The following is a 16856-nucleotide window of genomic DNA, read 5'->3' as shown; positions in this document are numbered from 1 at the left end:
GCCGTTCGCCGGGCACGACCCGGCACTACCGTGCCTCCGGCGTCCCCTGGTGGAACACCATCCGCCATCCCTGCCCGTGCCGGCGCCACAGTGAACTGCGCAGTACCCAGCGCTGCGCCTGGCCATCCACGTGATAACGGCAGCGGTAGCGCACCTGGGCCAGATCCTTGGCCAACAGCCACACCGCATACTGTTCCGACTCGATCAACACCTGCTCACGCTCCAGCGGGATCTCCTGCAACGCCGCATCACGGCCGTAGCATTGCCCGGAACTGCCGATCTCGCTGAAATCCTCGTCCAGCAGGGCCGCAAGGGACTCGCGATCGCCTCGCACCTGCGGCGCATGCAGCGCGCGCTCCAGCGCCTCCAGTTCGGCAGCCAGCGCCGCATCGGCGGGCTGGCCGGCACCGCTCACGGCGGGTCCTGGGCCAGCACGTGCGGCGCAGTGGGATTGGCCAGCGGCACGCACTGCCCCGGCTGCGCCACGCGGTGCCCGCGCGCGGCCAGCGCCTGGCCATCGGCCACGCTGGCGTAGTGGTAGAGCATCATCCGCGCCTGAAGTTCCGCGCTGTACTCGCGCTCCAGGTCGTCCACGCCGGTATGCGACGGATTGCCGTGCAGGCCGCAGTCGTGGGCGATCAGTTCGTTGTCATTGGCGTAGCGGGCCAGCATCTCCGGAATCGGCCGGGTATCGCCACTCCAGGTCAGCGCGCCCTGCAGGCGCAGGCCATAGGCCGTCTCCGGCCAGTGGTGGCGCACCGGGAACGCCTCTAGGCGCACGCCTTCGTGCCAGAACGCCTCACCCACCACGACCAGCTGGAAGGCATCCCAGAAGTTGGCACCGCCCTCGGCCAGCACGTTCGGGTAGTCGCCGATGCGTTTGTGCAGCAGCGGCACCACCGTGGCGGGCACATACAGGCGCACCTTGCCGCGCCGGTGCGCGTTGAAGAAGGTGTCCACGAACAACCGTTCGAAGCCGGCCACGTGGTCCAGGTGCACATGGGTGACGAACAGTGCCTGCGGCATGTGCCCGTAGTGCGCCTTGAACGCGGTCAGGCCTTCACCGCCGCAATCGATGGTCAGCCACGGACGGCCATCGCGCTCGATCACCGACATCGGCGACCCCAGCTCGACCGCCGACGCATTGCCGACGCCAAGGAAACGCAACGACCAGTCCATCAGGTGCCCCGGTTCCAGGCCATGTCATAGGCGCGGCGCAGCCGCGCGTAATCCTTCTGCACGTCTTCCACGCTGCGCTCGCCGCGCAGCTTGATCAGCGAGCGCAGCAGTCGCTTGAGATTGCGTTCACGCCAGGCAGTGGCCGGGATGCGGATCACCCCGCGGTCGAAGTCGATCAACCAGCCGTGCCCGCTGCCATCGAACAGGATGTTGTGCGCGTTGAGGTCGGCATGGTCCAGGCCGGCACGGTGGAAGCGGGCGATCAGCCGCCCGGTCTCCTCCCACGGTGCGCCCCGGCCGGCGACCAGCGCGCGGTCGGCCAGCGAGCGGACGCCCTCGATCCGCTCCATCAGGATCGCGGCCCGGTAGCGCAGGCCCTCACGCATGTAGAAGGCCGCCAGTGGCCGGGGCACCGGCAGCTTCTTCTCGCGCAGCGCGCGCATCAGCCGGAACTCGGCAAAGCTGCGGGTGCGGTCCGCGCCGCGCCAGAGGTACTGGTCGTGGCTGATCCGGGCCGCCATGCCGCCGCGCAGGTAGTGGCGCAGCACGCTGGCGCCGAACGGCGCATCGATGAACCAGGCGCTGCCACGACCGCCTTCACCCACCGGGCGGGCCCTGCTGCCCCAATGCTGGGGCGAGAACAGGCCGATCTCGGCTTGCCGCAGCCGCTCGCGGTCGAACAGAATGGCCCCGATGCCGCGACCCTCGCGGCATGGCGTCAGCGCTTCATTGGCGTCGAATGCGACCATTTCATTGAGTCTAACAACACATGGCATCAGCGTCCTCCTCCTTGTGCCTCCTGCGCCTGTCCGCACTCGGCGATGTCACCCACGTGGTGCCCTTGGTGCGCACGCTGCAGGCTGCGCGTCCGGACACGCCGATTCACTGGATCATCGACAAGGTCGGCCAGAAGCTGCTTGATGGCCTGCCCGGCGTCACCTTCCATGCCTACGACAAGAAGAGCGGCATGGCCGGCGTCAAGGAACTGCGCAGGCAACTGCCGCCAGGACGCTTCGAAGCGCTGCTGCAGATGCAGGTCGCGTTCCGGGCCAACCTGCTGTCGGCCTTCATTCCCGCCGAACGCCGCATCGGCTACGACCGCAGCCGTTCCAAGGATCTGCATGGGCTCTTCATCAACGAGCGCATCCCCGACCGTCCTGGCATCCACGTGCTCGATGCCATCGGCAGCTTCTGCGAGCCGCTGGGCCTGCGCCAGACCGAGGTCAGCTGGGACCTGGCCGTGCCACCGTCTGCCCATGAGTGGGCCGCTGCGCAGTGGCAGGACGATGGCCGCCCGGTGCTGATGATCTCGCCGTGTTCCAGCCACGTGCGCCGCAACTGGTATGCCGATCGCTACGCTGCGGTAGCCAACCATGCGACGCAGCGCGGCTGGCAGGTGGTGCTGTGCGGAGGCCGCAGCGAGCTGGAGCGCAGCATGGCCGACGCGATCCAGGCGCAGCTGCACACACCGGCACTGGACCTGGTCGGCAAGGACACGCTCAAGCAGTTGCCCGCCCTGCTCGCCCGCGCCAACCTGGTGATGACGCCGGATTCGGGCCCCATGCACATCGCCAACGCGATGGGCGCGAAGGTGCTGGGCCTGCACGCGGCCAGCAACCCGAACCGCAGCGGCCCGTACTCGGACCGCCGTTACTGCGTGGATCGCTACGACGACGCTGCGCGCAAGTACCTCGCCAAGCAGGCCGCCGATCTAAAGTGGGGCACCAAGATCGAGTTCGATGATGTGATGGAACTGATCACCGTCGAAGACGGCATCGCCGCCTTCGAGCGCTACGTCGCCGACCACCTGGGGTAAGTGGCAGGCCCATCCACGCATGGCGTGGATCTGCCCCCCTTGGCCGGGATTACGCGCGCTGCGCGTAATCCTGGTAGGACTTCTCTTCCACGTAGGCCGAACCGAGCGCCAGGTTGATCGCCTTCTTGATGCGCGCGCGCTCGTCGTTGCGCAGGTAGACGCTGCGCGCCAGGTCGATGAAGCCCTGGTCGAACGCCTGCGCCTTCTCCTTCAGCCGGATGTCGTCCTCGATGTCCCACAGCTGCTCGTTGACCTCCTTCAGGTCGGCGCGCAGCTTGGCGACGTCCTTCACCGCCGCCGGGTGTGCCATCCAGGTCTTCTCCAGCGCCGACAGCTCCTTGCGCACATTGGCCAGCTTGGCCTCGTCGCCAATGCGCTCGGACTTGATCTGCAGGATCGAGATCTTGTCCAGCAGCTCGCCAAAGGAAACGGGCACGAGGATTTCAGCGGTCATGGGGAAAGCTCCAGCAGTTGATGCAGGCAGTTTAACCCGCAGCTCGCGACGGAATGGGTAGATCCACGCCATGCGTGGATGGTTCAGCTCGGCAGGAACAGCCTCCACGCATGGCGTGGATCTACCGATGCATCTGGAGCAACAAGCCCCTCTGTTGAGGGGCTGCCCCGACAGGGGCGGGGAGAGGCCGGCAAAGGGAGGGGCCCACAGGTTGCGCAGCAACGTGTGGGGCGACGCGCAGAGCGCGGCGCGTCCCACGCCAGATAAAGAATAAAGGGCCGCCTTTCGGCAGCCCTTTATTCTTTATCTGGCGGAGAGGGGGGGATTCGAACCCCCGAGGCGCTATAAACGCCTGCCTGATTTCGAGTCAGGTACATTCAACCACTCTGCCACCTCTCCGGGTGGTCCCCGGCGGACCGGGGACGCGCATCATACGAGGAAGTGAGGCCGACGACAAGTCATTGCGGCCAATCAAGTGAAAATTTCCTGAGCGCACGCCTTGCCGGATGCCTGCAGCCGCCCGATGATGCCCGTCTCCCCAGCATTACCCCGCCCCTGCCCACCATGATCGAATTCGGACACCTCACCCACCCCGGCATGCGCCGCGAGCTCAACGAGGACACCTACTACGGTGACACTGAGCTGGCCCTGTGGCTGGTGGCCGATGGCATGGGCGGGCATGCCTGCGGTGAAGTAGCCAGTGCGCTGGCGCGCGAAACCATCGTGCGCGAAATCCGCCGCGGCGCGCCGCTGGTTCAGGCCATCCGCACCGCCGACGAAGAAATCATCCGCGCCTCGCGGCGGCGCAACGACACCCTGCCGATGGGTACCACCGTCGTTGCCGCGCGCGTGCAGGGCAACCGCTATGAAGTGGCGTGGGTGGGCGACAGCCGTGCCTACCTGTGGCGCGATGGCCAGCTGGCCCAGCTCAGCCAGGATCACAGCGTGGTGCAGGAACTGGTCGCGCAGGGCAACCTGACCGCCGAACAGGCGCGCGCGCATCCGCATCGCAACGTGGTCACCCAGGCCCTGGGCGTGACCGATCCGGCGCATCTGAACGTGGCCACCACCAGCGGTGAGCTGCGCCCGGGCATGCAGCTGCTGCTGTGCAGTGACGGCCTCACCGAGGAAGTGGACGACCGCGGCATCGCCCGCACCCTGGCGTTCGAGGACGCCAGCGCACAGGAATGCGTGGACACGCTGGTCGCCGCCGCGCTCGATGGCGGCGGCCGCGACAACATCAGCGTGATCCTGGTGCGCTGCCATTAGCCCGTAGATCCACGCCATGCGTGGATGCGGTAGTGCCGGCCGCTGGCCGGCTCACCGGGAAACCGCGTATCACGCAGATGCCGGCCAGCGGCCGGCACTACCCAAGTGCATTACGCGCTGGCGGGTTCTTCCAGCTTCGGGCCATCCCACAGCGCGTGGCCGGCCTTCTTGCGCAGCCGCTCCAGCCGCGCAGCGTGCGCCTCCAGTTCCGATGGCGTCGCCATCACCCGCGGCCGCGGCAGCAGTTTGCTGGTATCGAACGCCTGCAGCGCTGCACCTGCGCCACCGCCGTCCTCATCGCCCAGGCCGAAGCCGATCTCTTCCTGGCCCGAGGTCAGCGCAATGTAGACATCGCCCAGGATCTGCGCATCGAGCAGGCCGCCGTGCAATGCACGGTGCGAGTTGTCCACGCCCAGCCGCTTGCACAGTGCATCCAGCGAGTTGCGCTGGCCGGGGAAGCGCTCGCGCGCCATCACCAGGGTATCGATCACCGTACAGCGGTCGGTGATCTTCCCGTACTGCGGCCCCAGCAGCGACAGCTCGTTGTCGAGGAAGCCCAGGTCGAATGCCGCGTTGTGGATGATCAGCTCGGCGCCATCGATGAAGGCCAGGAACTCGTCGGCGATCTGCGCGAAACCGGGCTTGTCGTCGAGGAACTCCAGGGTCAGCCCGGTGACTTCCTGCGCGCCCTGTTCGAACTCGCAGTCCGGCTTGATGTACTGGTGATAGTTGTTGCCGGTCGGGCGGCGCTTGAACAGCTCCACGCAGCCGATTTCGACGATGCGGTTGCCCTTCTTCCACTCCAGGCCGGTGGTTTCGGTATCGAGGATGATCTGACGCATGGGCTCAGTTTACCGGGCTGGAGTCGCGGATCTGGATCGCCGCGTTGCGTGCCAGGGTATCCACCCGCTCATTGTCCGGATCGCCGGAGTGGCCTTTCACCCAGCGCCAGTCGATCTGGTGCCGCAGCGTGGCCGCATGCAGTCGCTCCCACAGCTCGCGGTTCTTCACCGGGTCGCCGCCAGCGGTCTTCCAGTTCTTGCGGATCCAGCCCGGCATCCACTGGGTCAGGCCCTGCCGCACGTACTGCGAGTCGGTGTAGAGCACGATGTTGCAGGGCTCGGTCAGCGTCTCCAGCCCGGAAATGGCCGCCATCAGCTCCATCCGGTTGTTGGTGGTATGCGCTTCGCCGCCACTCAGTTCGCGCTCATGGCCCTTGTAGCGCAGCAGCGCGGCCCAGCCGCCAGGACCTGGATTGCCGAGGCAGGATCCGTCGGTGTGGATTTCGATGGTTTTCAATACAACTCCAGATCAGGTAGCAACGGTGCCGTGCCAACGCACCGGCAACGGTTTCGGCCCGGGCAGGGCCAGCGTGCGTTTTTCCGCATGGAACAGGCAGGCCGCGCGCAGCGGCGCCCAACCGCCCGGGCGGCGGCTGCCGGCGCCGCGCCAGAGCGGGCCGAGGTAACGCATATCGTCGCATTCCAGCCCATGCCGGCCGAGCAGCAGGCGGATCCGCTGCGGCGTACGCACCACCAGCCCATGCTGGCGCCAGCGCGTGCGGTACGGGCTGAACGGATTGAGGCTGCTCAGCCACAGGTGGCCGCCCGGCATCAGCACGCGCTCGCACTCGTCGAGCAGCAGGTCGGCATCGGCGGCGGTGACATGCTGCAGCACGATCGCATTGACGCTCTCGTTGGCCAGCGGCAGCGGCAACGCGCAGCGGGTATCGCCGGCATAGCCGTGGCCGTGCCGGTGCAGTCGCAGGCCGCGCCCCCCCAGCTGTGCGTCGTCCAGCCAGGCCGCACTCGGCGCGATCCACAACCAGGGCTGGGACGGCAACACCGACAGCTGCGGCAGCAGCAATTGCCGCTCCAGCACGCGCAACGCCGCCGCCGGTTCACTGTCGAACCACGGGGTCTGGCTCGCTTGACGGGTGCTCTGCAGCGCGGGCATGGTCCAATTCTATGCGACTGACTGCCCTGCCCGCATTTGCGGATAACTACATCTGGACGCTGATCGACGACGATGGCGCCGCCGTGGTCGTCGACCCCGGCGATGCTGCGCCGGTGCTCGCGCTGGCCGATCAGGGCCTGCGCGTGGACACGATCCTGCTCACCCACCACCACGACGACCACATTGGTGGCGTGCCCGCGCTGCAGGCCCGTTTTCCCGGCGTGCGGGTGATCGCCCCCGTCGAGGAGCGCATCCCCACGGCCACCGAACGGGTCGGCGAAGGTGAACGCGTTCAGGCACTGGGCCGGATGTTCCACGTACTATCCGTGCCCGGGCATACCCGCAGCCACATCGCGTTTCACACTGCTGAACATCTTTTCAGCGGAGATTCGTTGTTCAGCCTGGGCTGTGGACGTCTGTTCGAAGGTACGCCGTCCCAGCTTCTGGCATCGATGCGCAAGCTGGGTGCCTTGCCCGCGCAACTGCTGCTTTGTTGCGCTCATGAGTACACCGTGTCAAATGCCGTCTTCGCGCGGCATGTCGACCCCGCCAACGCTGCCCTGTGGCAGCGCCAAGAGGAGGCTTTGGCCATGCGCCGCGATGACCGTTCCACCCTGCCGGTAACCCTGGCCAACGAATTCGACTGCAATCCCTTCCTGCGTGTGCACGCGACGCCGATTCGTGCGTCGGTATCGGCACACCTGGGCCGTGACGTCGTGGACGACGTCGACGTGATGGCCGGTCTCCGGCATTGGAAAGACGGCTTCCGCGCATGATGCGCCGAAGTCTGCCGCTGGCCCTGGGCCTTGCCCTGGGGCTGGCCGGAACCGCGGGCGCGCAGTCGCTGGGCGCCGGCATCAGCCAGAACCTGACCGCTGCCGCTGCGCTGCCGCTGGATCCGTCCACGCTGCCGGCCGCCTCGGTACGCAATGGCCAGGAGATCTTCACCAGCTTCCGCGACGGCCTGGCCGAACCCAGCTGTGACGCCGAGGCCACCAGCCCGCGCTGGCAGAAGCAGTTCGCCCACGCCCCCTCGCGCCTGGCCAACCAGGATGATGATGCACTGGTGTTGTTCGGCTACGTGGTCGAAGAGCTGCGCAAGGCCAACCTGCCGACCGAATTCGCGCTGATTCCCTTCGTCGAAAGCGGCTACCGGCCCAATGCCCGCAATGGCAGTGGCCCGACCGGCCTGTGGCAGTTCATCGCCACCACCGCGCGCAACCATCGCGTGCCGATGGCCAACGGCTATGACGGCCGCCTGTCGGCCGTCGATTCGACCCAGGCCGCGGTGCGCTACCTGAAGACCCTGCACGGCATGTTCGGCGGCGACTGGCGCCTGGCCACCATGGCCTACAACGCCGGCGAGTACCGCGTGCTGCAGTCCATGCGCAAGGCCGGCATGAATGCGCAGAACGCCAAGCCCTCGGCATTGCCGGGCCTGTCCCCGGTCACCCATGCCTACGTCGAGAAGCTGCATGCCCTGGCCTGCGTGCTGGAAGACGTGGAAGACCAGCCCGGCGTGATGGCCTCGCTGGACCGCACCGTGCCGGTGCTGAAGGACCACACCCTGCCGGCCGGCACCAGCGTCCAGCAGTGGGCCGCACAGCGCGCCCTGGACCCGGCGAAGATCGCCCGGCTCAACCCCGCGCTGGCATCGGGCGGCCGCGCTTCCGGCACGACCCGCGTGCTGGCTCCTGTCTCGGTCGCCAATGCGACGGTCACGGAGGCGGCGACCGCGCTGGTCGCCAGCGCGGTCCCGGCGGCCACTGCTGTGCCCACGCCGACGGCCGCCAAGACCGTTGCCGCAATCGCCGACCGCCCGCGCAGCCGTCGCCACACCGTACGTGATGGCGAGTCGGCCTGGACCATCGCCCGTCGCTACGGCATGCCGGTGAAGGCCCTGCTCTCGCTCAACGGCCTGAGCGGCAGCAGCGTGCTGAAGCCCGGTGCGGTGCTGCGCGTCGAAGACTGACGCGCCAGCCAGGCACTGCCCTTGGAGCCGAGCCCATGCTCGGCTTTTTTCTTGCCCTCGAAACATCGCCCGTAGAGTCGAGCTTGCTCGACTGAGCTCCCCGTCGAGCTTGCTCGACTGTTTTTGTGTATCCAGTCGAGCAAGCTCGACTCTACAAAAGGCGGTCGAGCAAGTTCGGCGCCAACCGGCTCCACAAAAAAGGCCCGGCAATGCCGGGCCTTTTCGTTCCTGCTCGCCGCGGGGCTTACAGGTTGGCTTCGGTGGTCTGGACCACGAACTTCTTGCGCATGGCCTCGACGTAGGCCTTGGCTGCCGCCATGCCATCGATCTGGCTCAGCTGGTCCTTCAGCTGCTTCTGCTGCTCGGCGGTCACTTCCTTGATGTCGCCCGGGTTGATCTTGTTCACCGCGAACAGCAGCGCGTGGCCGTTCACGTCAACCTTGCCGTAGCTCGGCTTGCCATTGACCGGCGCCGGCGCACTGAAGATCGCGCGGTGGATGTCCGGGGTCGGCACCGGCTGGCTGCGCGGCAGGCCCGGCATCGGGCTCAGCTGCAGCTTCTCGCTGGCCGCCAGCGACTGCAGGGTGGCGCCGCCCTTCAGCTTGGCCAGCACGGCGTCAGCAGCCTTGTCGCTGGCCTGGCGCTGGCGATCGGCGCGGATCGCGGCAATCACCTGCTCGCGGGCCTTGTCCAGCGGCATCGCCTGTTCCGGCGTATGCGCGGAGACGCGGATGACCACACTGTGGTTGGTGGCGCCGCCCAGGGCGATCGGGTCGCTGGCGGTGCCGTCCTGTACCAGCACGTCGGAGAACGCAGCGCGCAGCACTGCCGGATCAGCGGCGATGCCGCTGGCGGTAGCGCGGGTGATCGGGCCCAGGGTCTGCAGCGGCAGCTTCACTTCCTTGGCTGCAGCCGCCAGATCGCTCGGGCTCTTGTTGATGGCGTCGACCAGGCGGCCAGCCAGCTCGTTGAAGCCGCGCTCACCATCGGCCTTCAGCTGCTCGGCGGCCAGCGTGTCACGCACTTCCTCGAACGACTTGCCCTGGCCACCGCGCACAGCGGCCACCTTGATGATGTGGTAGCCGAAGTCGGTCTTGACCGGGCCGATCACGTCGCCGGCCTTGGCGGCGAACAGTGCGTCTTCGAACGGCTTGACCATCGCGCCACGCTCGACCCAACCCAGGTCACCGCCCTGCGCCTTCGAGCCCGGATCTTCCGAGTTGGCCTTGGCCAGCGCGGCGAAGTCGGCGCCGGCGGCCTTGGCTTCGGCGGCAATCTTGTTGGCCTTGGCTTCGGCACCGTCGCCGGTGATCAGGATGTGGGCGGCCTGGCGCTGCTCCGGCGAGGTGAACTTCGCCTTCTCGTCTTCATAGCGCTTGCGCAGGGTCGCTTCGTCAGCCGCGGCCGGTGCCGGCAGGTTGCCGCCGTTGATCTCGACATACTCCAGCGACACGCTCTCGGCCTGGCGGAAATCCTTGCCGTGGCTGTCATACCACTGCTTGATCTGCGCATCGGTGACCGGCGCGGTATCGGCCGGCACTTCCGGCAGCGCGGCCAGCTCGACGTCACGGGTCTCGCCCAGCAGCTTCAGCAGGCGCTCGGTCTCGGACTGGGTGACGAAACCGGAGTTCTGCAGGCCCGACGGAATCACCGACTGCTGCAGGCTCTCACGCACCAGTTCCTGGAACTGGGTCGGGGTACGCGGCGGATTGCCACCGGCCAGCGCCAAGCGGTAGTTGTTCTCGTTGAACTTGCCGTTCGAATCGAGGAAGGCCGGGATGGTGGCGATGTACTCGCGCACGGCACCATCGCCGATCACGACGCCGGCCTGCTCACCCACCAGGCGCACGACCTGCTCGTCGATCAGCTGGTCGAGCACGGCCAGCTTGTTTTCGGTGCTTTCGAACGCGCGCGGGTCGAAGTTCTCGCCCTGCTGCTGGCGCTCGCGCATGCGTTCCTGTTCGAAACGGGTGCGGAAATCCTGCGCGCTGATCTCGTGGTGCTGCCACAGCATGCGCACCGGCCACCACGACGGCGCCGAACGCCACCAGGTCGGAGGTGCGGAAACCTTGGCCACGTTCTGAGCGCCAACGCCACCAAGGTAGCTGTTGTCGATCACGAACAGGAACGGAATCATCAGCAGCCCCAGGATCACGGTGACGATCCAGCCTGAGGTCTTGTCGCGGAGTTTCTGCAGCATGGTGAGGAATCACAAGGCCTGATTGGCGAGCCCGGCAGTGTAACCCGCTTCGCCGCAGGGACCAAAAGCAGCACCGGCGCGGCCTGCGCGCCTCTTCGCGAGCGCACAAAGAAAAAGCCCCCGGCGTGTGCCGAGGGCTTTTAGAGTTGGCGGAGCGGACGGGACTCGAACCCGCGACCTCCGGCGTGACAGGCCAGCATTCTAACCAGCTGAACTACCGCTCCGCGCTGAAACTTTGCAGGCGCCCAGTATATCCGAAGACTCCCTGGAAACCCAGCCCGATGAACACTTTTTTCAAAGTTTTTTCACAGGGACTTAAGAATTCTGCAATGGCGGAGCGGACGGGACTCGAACCCGCGACCTCCGGCGTGACAGGCCAGCATTCTAACCAGCTGAACTACCGCTCCGTTCTTGCAAAAACCTTTTCGCCTTCTTCCCGAACCTTCCGGGGAGAAGACAAGGCCCCCGGCTTCAGACCGGGGGCCTCGATGTAATGGCGGAGCGGACGGGACTCGAACCCGCGACCTCCGGCGTGACAGGCCAGCATTCTAACCAGCTGAACTACCGCTCCGCGTTGTTACCGTTTTTTGTTTTCCGCCGGCCTGGGCCGGGAAGAAAACAAAGCCTCCAGCTTTTGGCCGGAGGCCTCGTTGAATGGCGGAGCGGACGGGACTCGAACCCGCGACCTCCGGCGTGACAGGCCAGCATTCTAACCAGCTGAACTACCGCTCCACACTCAAACTTTTACCGCGGTGCTGTGGTGGGTGCTGAGGGTTTCGAACCCCCGACCCTCTCCGTGTAAAGGAGACGCTCTACCGCTGAGCTAAGCACCCCAGCGAGCCGCTTAGTTTACAGCATCCTTCAGGGCCTTGCCAGCCTTGAACGACGGATTCTTCGAAGCAGCGATCTTGATGGTGTCGCCGGTCTTCGGGTTGCGGCCGGTGCGGGCAGCACGGTCGCGGACCTGGAAGGTACCGAAGCCAACCAGGGTGACCGCATCGCCGTCCTTCAGCGCCTTGGTGACGGCAGCAACGACGGCATCGACAGCGCGGCTGGACTCGGCCTTGGTCAGGTCCGCAGCTTCAGCAACGGCATCGATCAATTCGGTCTTGTTCATTCTCTACAACTCCTTTGGCGGTGGGTTCCGCGGATTCGACAGGGAAGCAACCGCACGCCTTCTGCATGCGGCCGCCATGTGGAAACGGTTCGCCGATTCAGTGATCGCTGACAGCGATCACTCATTCGCGAGTGCTGCTTTTATACCAGCGGCCCTACCCCCACGCAAGCTGGAAAGCCAGTAACGACGCGGGTTTCGGGCCATTGGACAGCGCGCGTCAATGCTTGACGCGCGCGTTTCCACTCGGTTTGGCCTTGCTCCGCACCGTGACACGTTGCGCACTCTTGCGCGCCTTCTTCGGTGCCAACGGACGCTCCAGTGCCAGGTCCAGCACTTCTTCGATGTACTTCACCGGCACGATCTTCAGATCGCGGGTGACGTTGGCCGGGATGTCAGCCAGGTCCTTGCGGTTCTCTTCCGGAATGATGACCGTGCGGATGCCGCCGCGCAGCGCAGCCAGCAGCTTTTCCTTCAGGCCACCAATGGCGGTGACGCGACCGCGCAGGGTGATCTCGCCGGTCATCGCCACGTCGGCACGCACCGGCACCTTGGTCAGCATCGACACCAGCGAGGTGACCATCGCCGCACCGGCACTGGGGCCGTCCTTCGGCGTGGCACCGTCCGGCACGTGCAGGTGCACGTCGTGCTTCTGCAGGAAGTCGCTGTCGATGCCGAAGCCGACCGCGCGCGAGCGCACCACCGACAACGCCGCCGACGCCGATTCCTTCATCACGTTGCCGAGCTGGCCGGTCAGGATCAGCTGGCCCTTGCCCGGCACCAGCGTCGATTCGATCTGCAGCAGATCGCCACCGACTTCGGTCCAGGCCAGGCCGGTGACCAGGCCGATCTCGTTCTCTTCCTCGGCACGGCCGAAGTCGAAGCGACGCACGCCCAGGTACTTGTCCAGGTTCTTGCTGGACACGCTCACCAGCGCCTTCTTCTTGGCACCCTTCTTTGCCTTCACCGGCTGCGGGCCGGCCAGCGCGATCTCCTTCACCACCTTGCGGCAGATCTTGGCGATCTCGCGTTCCAGGTTGCGCACGCCCGATTCACGCGTGTAGTAGCGCACGATGTCCTGGATGGCATCGCTGCCGATCTCCAGTTCTTCCGGCTGCAGGCCGTTGGCCTTGATCTGCTTGGGCACCAGGTAGCGGGTGGCGATGTTGAGCTTCTCATCCTCGGTATAGCCGGGGATGCGGATCACTTCCATGCGGTCCAGCAGCGGGCCCGGGATGTTCAGCGAGTTCGAGGTGGCCACGAACATCACTTCGGACAGGTCCAGGTCCACTTCCAGGTAGTGGTCGTTGAACGCGTTGTTCTGCTCCGGGTCGAGCACTTCCAGCAGCGCCGAAGACGGGTCGCCGCGGAAATCCATCGACATCTTGTCGATCTCGTCGAGCACGAACAGCGGGTTCTTGCTGCCGACCTTGTTGAGGTTCTGCACGATGCGGCCCGGCATCGAACCCACATAGGTACGGCGATGGCCACGGATCTCGGCTTCGTCGCGGACGCCGCCCAGCGACATGCGCACGAACTTGCGGTTGGTGGCCTTGGCGATGGACTGGCCCAGCGAGGTCTTGCCCACGCCCGGCGGCCCGACCAGGCACAGGATCGGGCCCTTCATCTGCTTCACGCGCGACTGCACCGCCAGGTATTCAAGGATGCGTTCCTTGACCTTCTCCAGGCCGTAGTGATCGGCATCGAGGGTGTCCTGCGCGGCCTTCAGGTCCTTGCGCACCTTGCTGCGCTTCTTCCACGGCACGCCCAGCAGCCACTCCAGGTAGTTGCGCACGACCGCTGCTTCAGCCGACATCGGCGACATCTGCTTGAGCTTGTTCAGTTCGTTGCGCGCCTTGGCTTCAACGGCCTTCGGCATGCCGGCTTCGGCGATCTTGCGGGCCAGCTCTTCCAGCTCGCCCGGCGCGTCGTCCAGGTCACCCAGTTCCTTCTGGATGGCCTTCATCTGTTCGTTGAGGTAGTACTCGCGCTGGCTCTTCTCCATCTGCGACTTCACGCGGCCGCGGATGCGCTTCTCCATCTGCTGCACGTCGATCTCGCCATCGACCAGGCCGACCAGCATCTCCAGGCGGTCGCTCACGGCCAGCGTTTCCAGCAGGCGCTGCTTGTCGGCCAGGCGCACGCTGATGTGGGCGGCGATGGTGTCGGCCAGGCGCGCCGGCTCGTCGATGCCCGACAGCGTCTGCAGCAGTTCCGGCGGCAGCTTGCGGTTGGTCTTCACGTACTGCTCGAACAGCGACATCAGCGAGCGGGCGATCGCCTCGACCTCGCGGGCTTCGCGCTCGTCGGTGGCATCGATCTCCACGGCCTGGCCGTGCAGCGAGCCGTTGCGCTCGTCGACGTGGGTGACCTGCACGCGCGACAGGCCTTCAACCAGCACCTTGATGGTGCCGTCGGGCAGCTTCAGCAGCTGCAGCACCTGCGCCAGCGTGCCGACCTGGTAGAGGTCGGCCGCATGCGGGTCGTCGGTCTCGGCCGACTTCTGCGCCAGCAGCAGGATGCGCTTGTCCGATTCCATTGCCTGTTCAAGCGCGTGCATGGACTTGTCACGGCCGACGAACAGCGGGATGACCATGTGCGGGAACACCACTACGTCGCGCAGCGGCAGGACCGGCAGGTCGAGGGTTTCACTTGGGGAACGGGCCATGGGGGCTCCAGGGAAGGGGAAAACCGCCTCCGGGAGGGCATCTTCCGGAGACAAAAAAAGCCGATGGCCCCGTTATGGGGCCATCGGCTTTCAGATGCAAGGCATTCCTTGAAAATCCTTTCCAATCAACAACCTGGAAGGATCACTCGGCGCCTGCGGCCTTCTGTTCAGGGGCCGCGGGGGTCTGGTAGATCAGGTACGGCTCGGACTTGTGCTCGATCACCGACTCGTCCACCACCACCTTGCTGACGTTTTCCTGCGACGGCAGGTCGTACATGGTGTCCAGCAGGACCGATTCGACGATGGTGCGCAGGCCACGGGCGCCGGTCTTGCGCTTGAGCGCCTTCCTGGCGATGGCCGACAGCGCGTCCGGACGGAACTCCAGCTCGACATTCTCCATCTCGAACAGCTTCTTGAACTGCTTGGTGATGGCGTTCTTCGGCTCGGTCAGGATCTTGATCAGGGCCGGCTCGTCCAGCTCTTCCAGGGTCGCCACCACCGGCAGGCGGCCGACGAACTCGGGAATCAGGCCGAACTTGATCAGGTCTTCCGGCTCGACTTCGGCCAGCACCTTGCCCACTTCCTGCTTGCGCTCGCTGCTCTTGACCTTGGCGCCGAAACCGATGCTGCCGACGTCGGTGGAGCGGGCCTGGATCACCTTGTCCAGCCCGGCGAACGCGCCGCCGCAGATGAACAGGATGTTCTTGGTGTCCACCTGCAGGAATTCCTGCTGCGGATGCTTGCGGCCGCCCTGCGGCGGAACGCTGGCCACGGTGCCTTCGATCAGCTTCAGCAGGGCCTGCTGCACGCCTTCGCCGGACACATCGCGGGTGATCGACGGGTTCTCGCTCTTGCGCGAGATCTTGTCGATCTCATCGATGTAGACGATGCCCTGCTGCGCCTTCTCGACGTCGTAGTCGCACTTCTGCAGCAGCTTCTGGATGATGTTCTCCACGTCCTCACCCACGTAACCGGCTTCGGTCAGCGTGGTGGCGTCGGCCATGGTGAACGGCACGTTGAGCAGGCGGGCCAGGGTTTCGGCCAGCAGCGTCTTGCCCGAACCGGTCGGGCCGACCAGCAGGATGTTCGACTTGGCCAGTTCGACGTCGTCGTTCTTCTGCCGGCTCTCGATGCGCTTGTAGTGGTTGTACACGGCCACGGCCAGGGTGCGCTTGGCACGGTTCTGGCCGATCACGTACTGGTCGAGAACCTCGAGGATCTCGCGCGGCTTGGGCAGCGAACTGCGCGCCGACTGCGCCTTCTCCTCGAGTTCCTCACGGATGATGTCGTTGCACAGCTCCACGCACTCATCGCAGATGAATACGCTCGGACCCGCAATCAGCTTGCGCACTTCATGCTGGCTCTTGCCGCAGAAAGAGCAGTAGAGGATCTTGCCGGTGTCCGTGGAACGACCTTGGCGGTCTTCGCTCATGCTTCGCTTACCCAGTTACCCCACCCGCTGAACGGGGGTTCGATTCGAGAATAGCACAGGGCCGAGGGGACACCAGTCCCGCCCGACCCTGCAGGAACGGGGCCTGCCGGGCCCCGTGAAGGCCGGTCAACCGGCCTGGATCGACTCATCCGGACGACGCTCCAGGACCTGGTCGACCAGACCGTAGGCCTGCGCTTCGAAAGCGCTCTTGAAGTTGTCGCGCTCGGTGTCACGGGCGATCGTCTCCAGCGACTGGCCGGTGTGCTTGGCCAGCACCTCGTTCAGGCGCGAACGCAGGGTCAGGATCTCACGCGCGTGGATGTCGATGTCGGTGGCCTGGCCCTGGTAGCCGCCCAGCGGCTGGTGGATCATCACGCGCGAATTCGGCAGCGCGTAGCGCTTGCCGGCTTCACCGGCAGCCAGCAGCAGGGCGCCCATCGAGGCCGCCTGGCCGATGCAGGTGGTGCTCACATTCGGCTTGATGTACTGCATGGTGTCGTAGATCGCCATGCCGGCGGTGACCACGCCACCAGGCGAGTTGATGTAGATGTTGATGTCCTTTTCCGGGTTTTCCGACTCCAGGAACAGCAACTGCGCCACCACCACGTTGGCCATGTGATCGTCGATCGGGCCCACGAGGAAGATCAGGCGCTCCTTCAACAGGCGCGAATAGATGTCGTAGGCACGCTCGCCGCGGCTGGTCTGCTCGACCACCATCGGAACCAGGTTCAGGGCTTTGGTTCGGTTGTCCATTACGTGAGGTACCTATCTTGGGGGGAAACAACCCCGCGCCGGC

The 16856-nt window shown here is 65.8% G+C and carries 16 protein-coding genes and 6 tRNA genes; 4 read left to right on the top strand and 18 right to left on the bottom strand.

Annotated features, from left to right (window positions below):
• Positions 1-25: 25 nt before the first annotated feature.
• Genes VN11_RS04765 through VN11_RS04755 form a run of 3 tightly spaced genes read right to left on the bottom strand, consistent with a single transcriptional unit; the run spans position 26 to position 1928 of the window.
• Positions 26-415: a DUF4440 domain-containing protein gene (locus tag VN11_RS04765; protein WP_053448928.1), complete on the bottom strand. Its 390-nt coding sequence runs from the start codon at positions 413-415 to the stop codon at positions 26-28.
• Entirely contained in the window at positions 412-1179 is a 768-nt protein-coding gene (locus tag VN11_RS04760; protein WP_053448927.1) for an MBL fold metallo-hydrolase, read from the bottom strand. The genes VN11_RS04765 and VN11_RS04760 overlap by 4 nt, the downstream gene beginning before the upstream one ends.
• Positions 1179-1928, bottom strand: a complete 750-nt coding sequence (locus tag VN11_RS04755) for a 3-deoxy-D-manno-octulosonic acid kinase (RefSeq protein WP_053448926.1) — start codon at positions 1926-1928, stop codon at positions 1179-1181. Before VN11_RS04755 ends, VN11_RS04760 begins: the two co-directional genes overlap by 1 nt.
• A 20-nt stretch (positions 1929-1948) precedes the next feature.
• On the opposite strand from VN11_RS04755, the gene VN11_RS04750 reads away from it, so the two are divergent.
• A complete protein-coding gene (locus tag VN11_RS04750; RefSeq protein ID WP_053448925.1) occupies positions 1949-2995 on the top strand; it encodes a glycosyltransferase family 9 protein in 1047 nt (348 codons plus the stop codon).
• A 49-nt stretch (positions 2996-3044) separates the two neighbouring features.
• Here the strand turns inward: VN11_RS04750 and VN11_RS04745 are convergent, their stop codons facing one another.
• Both VN11_RS04745 and VN11_RS04740 read right to left on the bottom strand, forming a co-directional pair.
• Positions 3045-3449: a DUF6165 family protein gene (locus VN11_RS04745; protein WP_053448924.1), complete on the bottom strand. Its 405-nt coding sequence runs from the start codon at positions 3447-3449 to the stop codon at positions 3045-3047.
• Positions 3450-3757: 308 nt separating this feature from the next.
• Positions 3758-3848: transfer RNA gene (locus tag VN11_RS04740), tRNA-Ser, on the bottom strand.
• 165 nt (positions 3849-4013) lie between these two features.
• On the opposite strand from VN11_RS04740, the gene VN11_RS04735 reads away from it, so the two are divergent.
• On the top strand, positions 4014-4718 hold the full coding sequence (locus VN11_RS04735; protein ID WP_008268107.1) for a PP2C family protein-serine/threonine phosphatase: 705 nt from the start codon (positions 4014-4016) through the stop codon (positions 4716-4718).
• Positions 4719-4828: 110 nt separating this feature from the next.
• Here the strand turns inward: VN11_RS04735 and dnaQ are convergent, their stop codons facing one another.
• From dnaQ to VN11_RS04720, 3 genes are read right to left on the bottom strand one after another with little or no spacing between them, the layout of a single operon-like run.
• Positions 4829-5560 carry a DNA polymerase III subunit epsilon gene (dnaQ, locus tag VN11_RS04730; protein WP_053448923.1) on the bottom strand — a complete coding sequence of 244 codons (732 nt, stop codon included), beginning with the start codon at positions 5558-5560 and terminating at the stop codon, positions 4829-4831.
• A gap of 4 nt (positions 5561-5564) precedes the next feature.
• Complete coding sequence (gene rnhA / locus VN11_RS04725) at positions 5565-6017, bottom strand: ribonuclease HI (protein ID WP_014036151.1); 453 nt, start codon at positions 6015-6017, stop codon at positions 5565-5567.
• Positions 6018-6029: 12 nt separating this feature from the next.
• Positions 6030-6674, bottom strand: coding sequence for a hypothetical protein (locus VN11_RS04720; RefSeq protein WP_053448922.1), 645 nt, complete (start codon positions 6672-6674; stop codon positions 6030-6032).
• Between the two features lie 11 nt (positions 6675-6685).
• Between VN11_RS04720 and gloB the strand changes: the two genes are divergently transcribed.
• Positions 6686-7450, top strand: a complete 765-nt coding sequence (gene gloB / locus VN11_RS04715; protein ID WP_053448921.1) for a hydroxyacylglutathione hydrolase — start codon at positions 6686-6688, stop codon at positions 7448-7450.
• Positions 7447-8646: a lytic transglycosylase domain-containing protein gene (locus VN11_RS04710; RefSeq protein ID WP_053448920.1), complete on the top strand. Its 1200-nt coding sequence runs from the start codon at positions 7447-7449 to the stop codon at positions 8644-8646. Before gloB ends, VN11_RS04710 begins: the two co-directional genes overlap by 4 nt.
• A 244-nt stretch (positions 8647-8890) precedes the next feature.
• Here VN11_RS04710 and VN11_RS04705 read toward each other — a convergent pair whose 3' ends face one another.
• The 10 genes from VN11_RS04705 to clpP all read right to left on the bottom strand — a co-directional run bounded on the left by VN11_RS04705 (position 8891) and on the right by clpP (position 16813).
• Positions 8891-10846, bottom strand: a complete 1956-nt coding sequence (locus tag VN11_RS04705; RefSeq protein ID WP_053448919.1) for a peptidyl-prolyl cis-trans isomerase — start codon at positions 10844-10846, stop codon at positions 8891-8893.
• A gap of 147 nt (positions 10847-10993) precedes the next feature.
• A tRNA-Asp gene (locus VN11_RS04700) sits at positions 10994-11070 on the bottom strand.
• A gap of 106 nt (positions 11071-11176) precedes the next feature.
• Positions 11177-11253, bottom strand: a tRNA-Asp gene (locus VN11_RS04695).
• 87 nt (positions 11254-11340) lie between these two features.
• Positions 11341-11417: transfer RNA gene (locus VN11_RS04690), tRNA-Asp, on the bottom strand.
• Between the two features lie 84 nt (positions 11418-11501).
• Positions 11502-11578: transfer RNA gene (locus tag VN11_RS04685), tRNA-Asp, on the bottom strand.
• Between the two features lie 26 nt (positions 11579-11604).
• Positions 11605-11679: transfer RNA gene (locus VN11_RS04680), tRNA-Val, on the bottom strand.
• Between the two features lie 11 nt (positions 11680-11690).
• On the bottom strand, positions 11691-11963 hold the full coding sequence (locus tag VN11_RS04675) for an HU family DNA-binding protein (protein WP_004146343.1): 273 nt from the start codon (positions 11961-11963) through the stop codon (positions 11691-11693).
• Positions 11964-12180: 217 nt separating this feature from the next.
• Positions 12181-14628, bottom strand: a complete 2448-nt coding sequence (gene lon, locus VN11_RS04670; protein WP_053448918.1) for an endopeptidase La — start codon at positions 14626-14628, stop codon at positions 12181-12183.
• A 142-nt stretch (positions 14629-14770) separates the two neighbouring features.
• Positions 14771-16060: an ATP-dependent Clp protease ATP-binding subunit ClpX gene (clpX, locus tag VN11_RS04665; RefSeq protein WP_004154600.1), complete on the bottom strand. Its 1290-nt coding sequence runs from the start codon at positions 16058-16060 to the stop codon at positions 14771-14773.
• 126 nt (positions 16061-16186) lie between these two features.
• Positions 16187-16813 (bottom strand): ATP-dependent Clp endopeptidase proteolytic subunit ClpP, encoded by a 627-nt coding sequence (gene clpP / locus VN11_RS04660; RefSeq protein ID WP_004146318.1) that lies wholly within the window; start codon positions 16811-16813, stop codon positions 16187-16189.
• Between the last annotated feature and the right edge of the window lie 43 nt (positions 16814-16856).

It is taken from the genome of Stenotrophomonas maltophilia, assembly GCF_001274595.1.
Classification (GTDB): domain Bacteria; phylum Pseudomonadota; class Gammaproteobacteria; order Xanthomonadales; family Xanthomonadaceae; genus Stenotrophomonas; species Stenotrophomonas forensis.
This window is presented reverse-complemented; position numbering and strand designations above follow the sequence as displayed.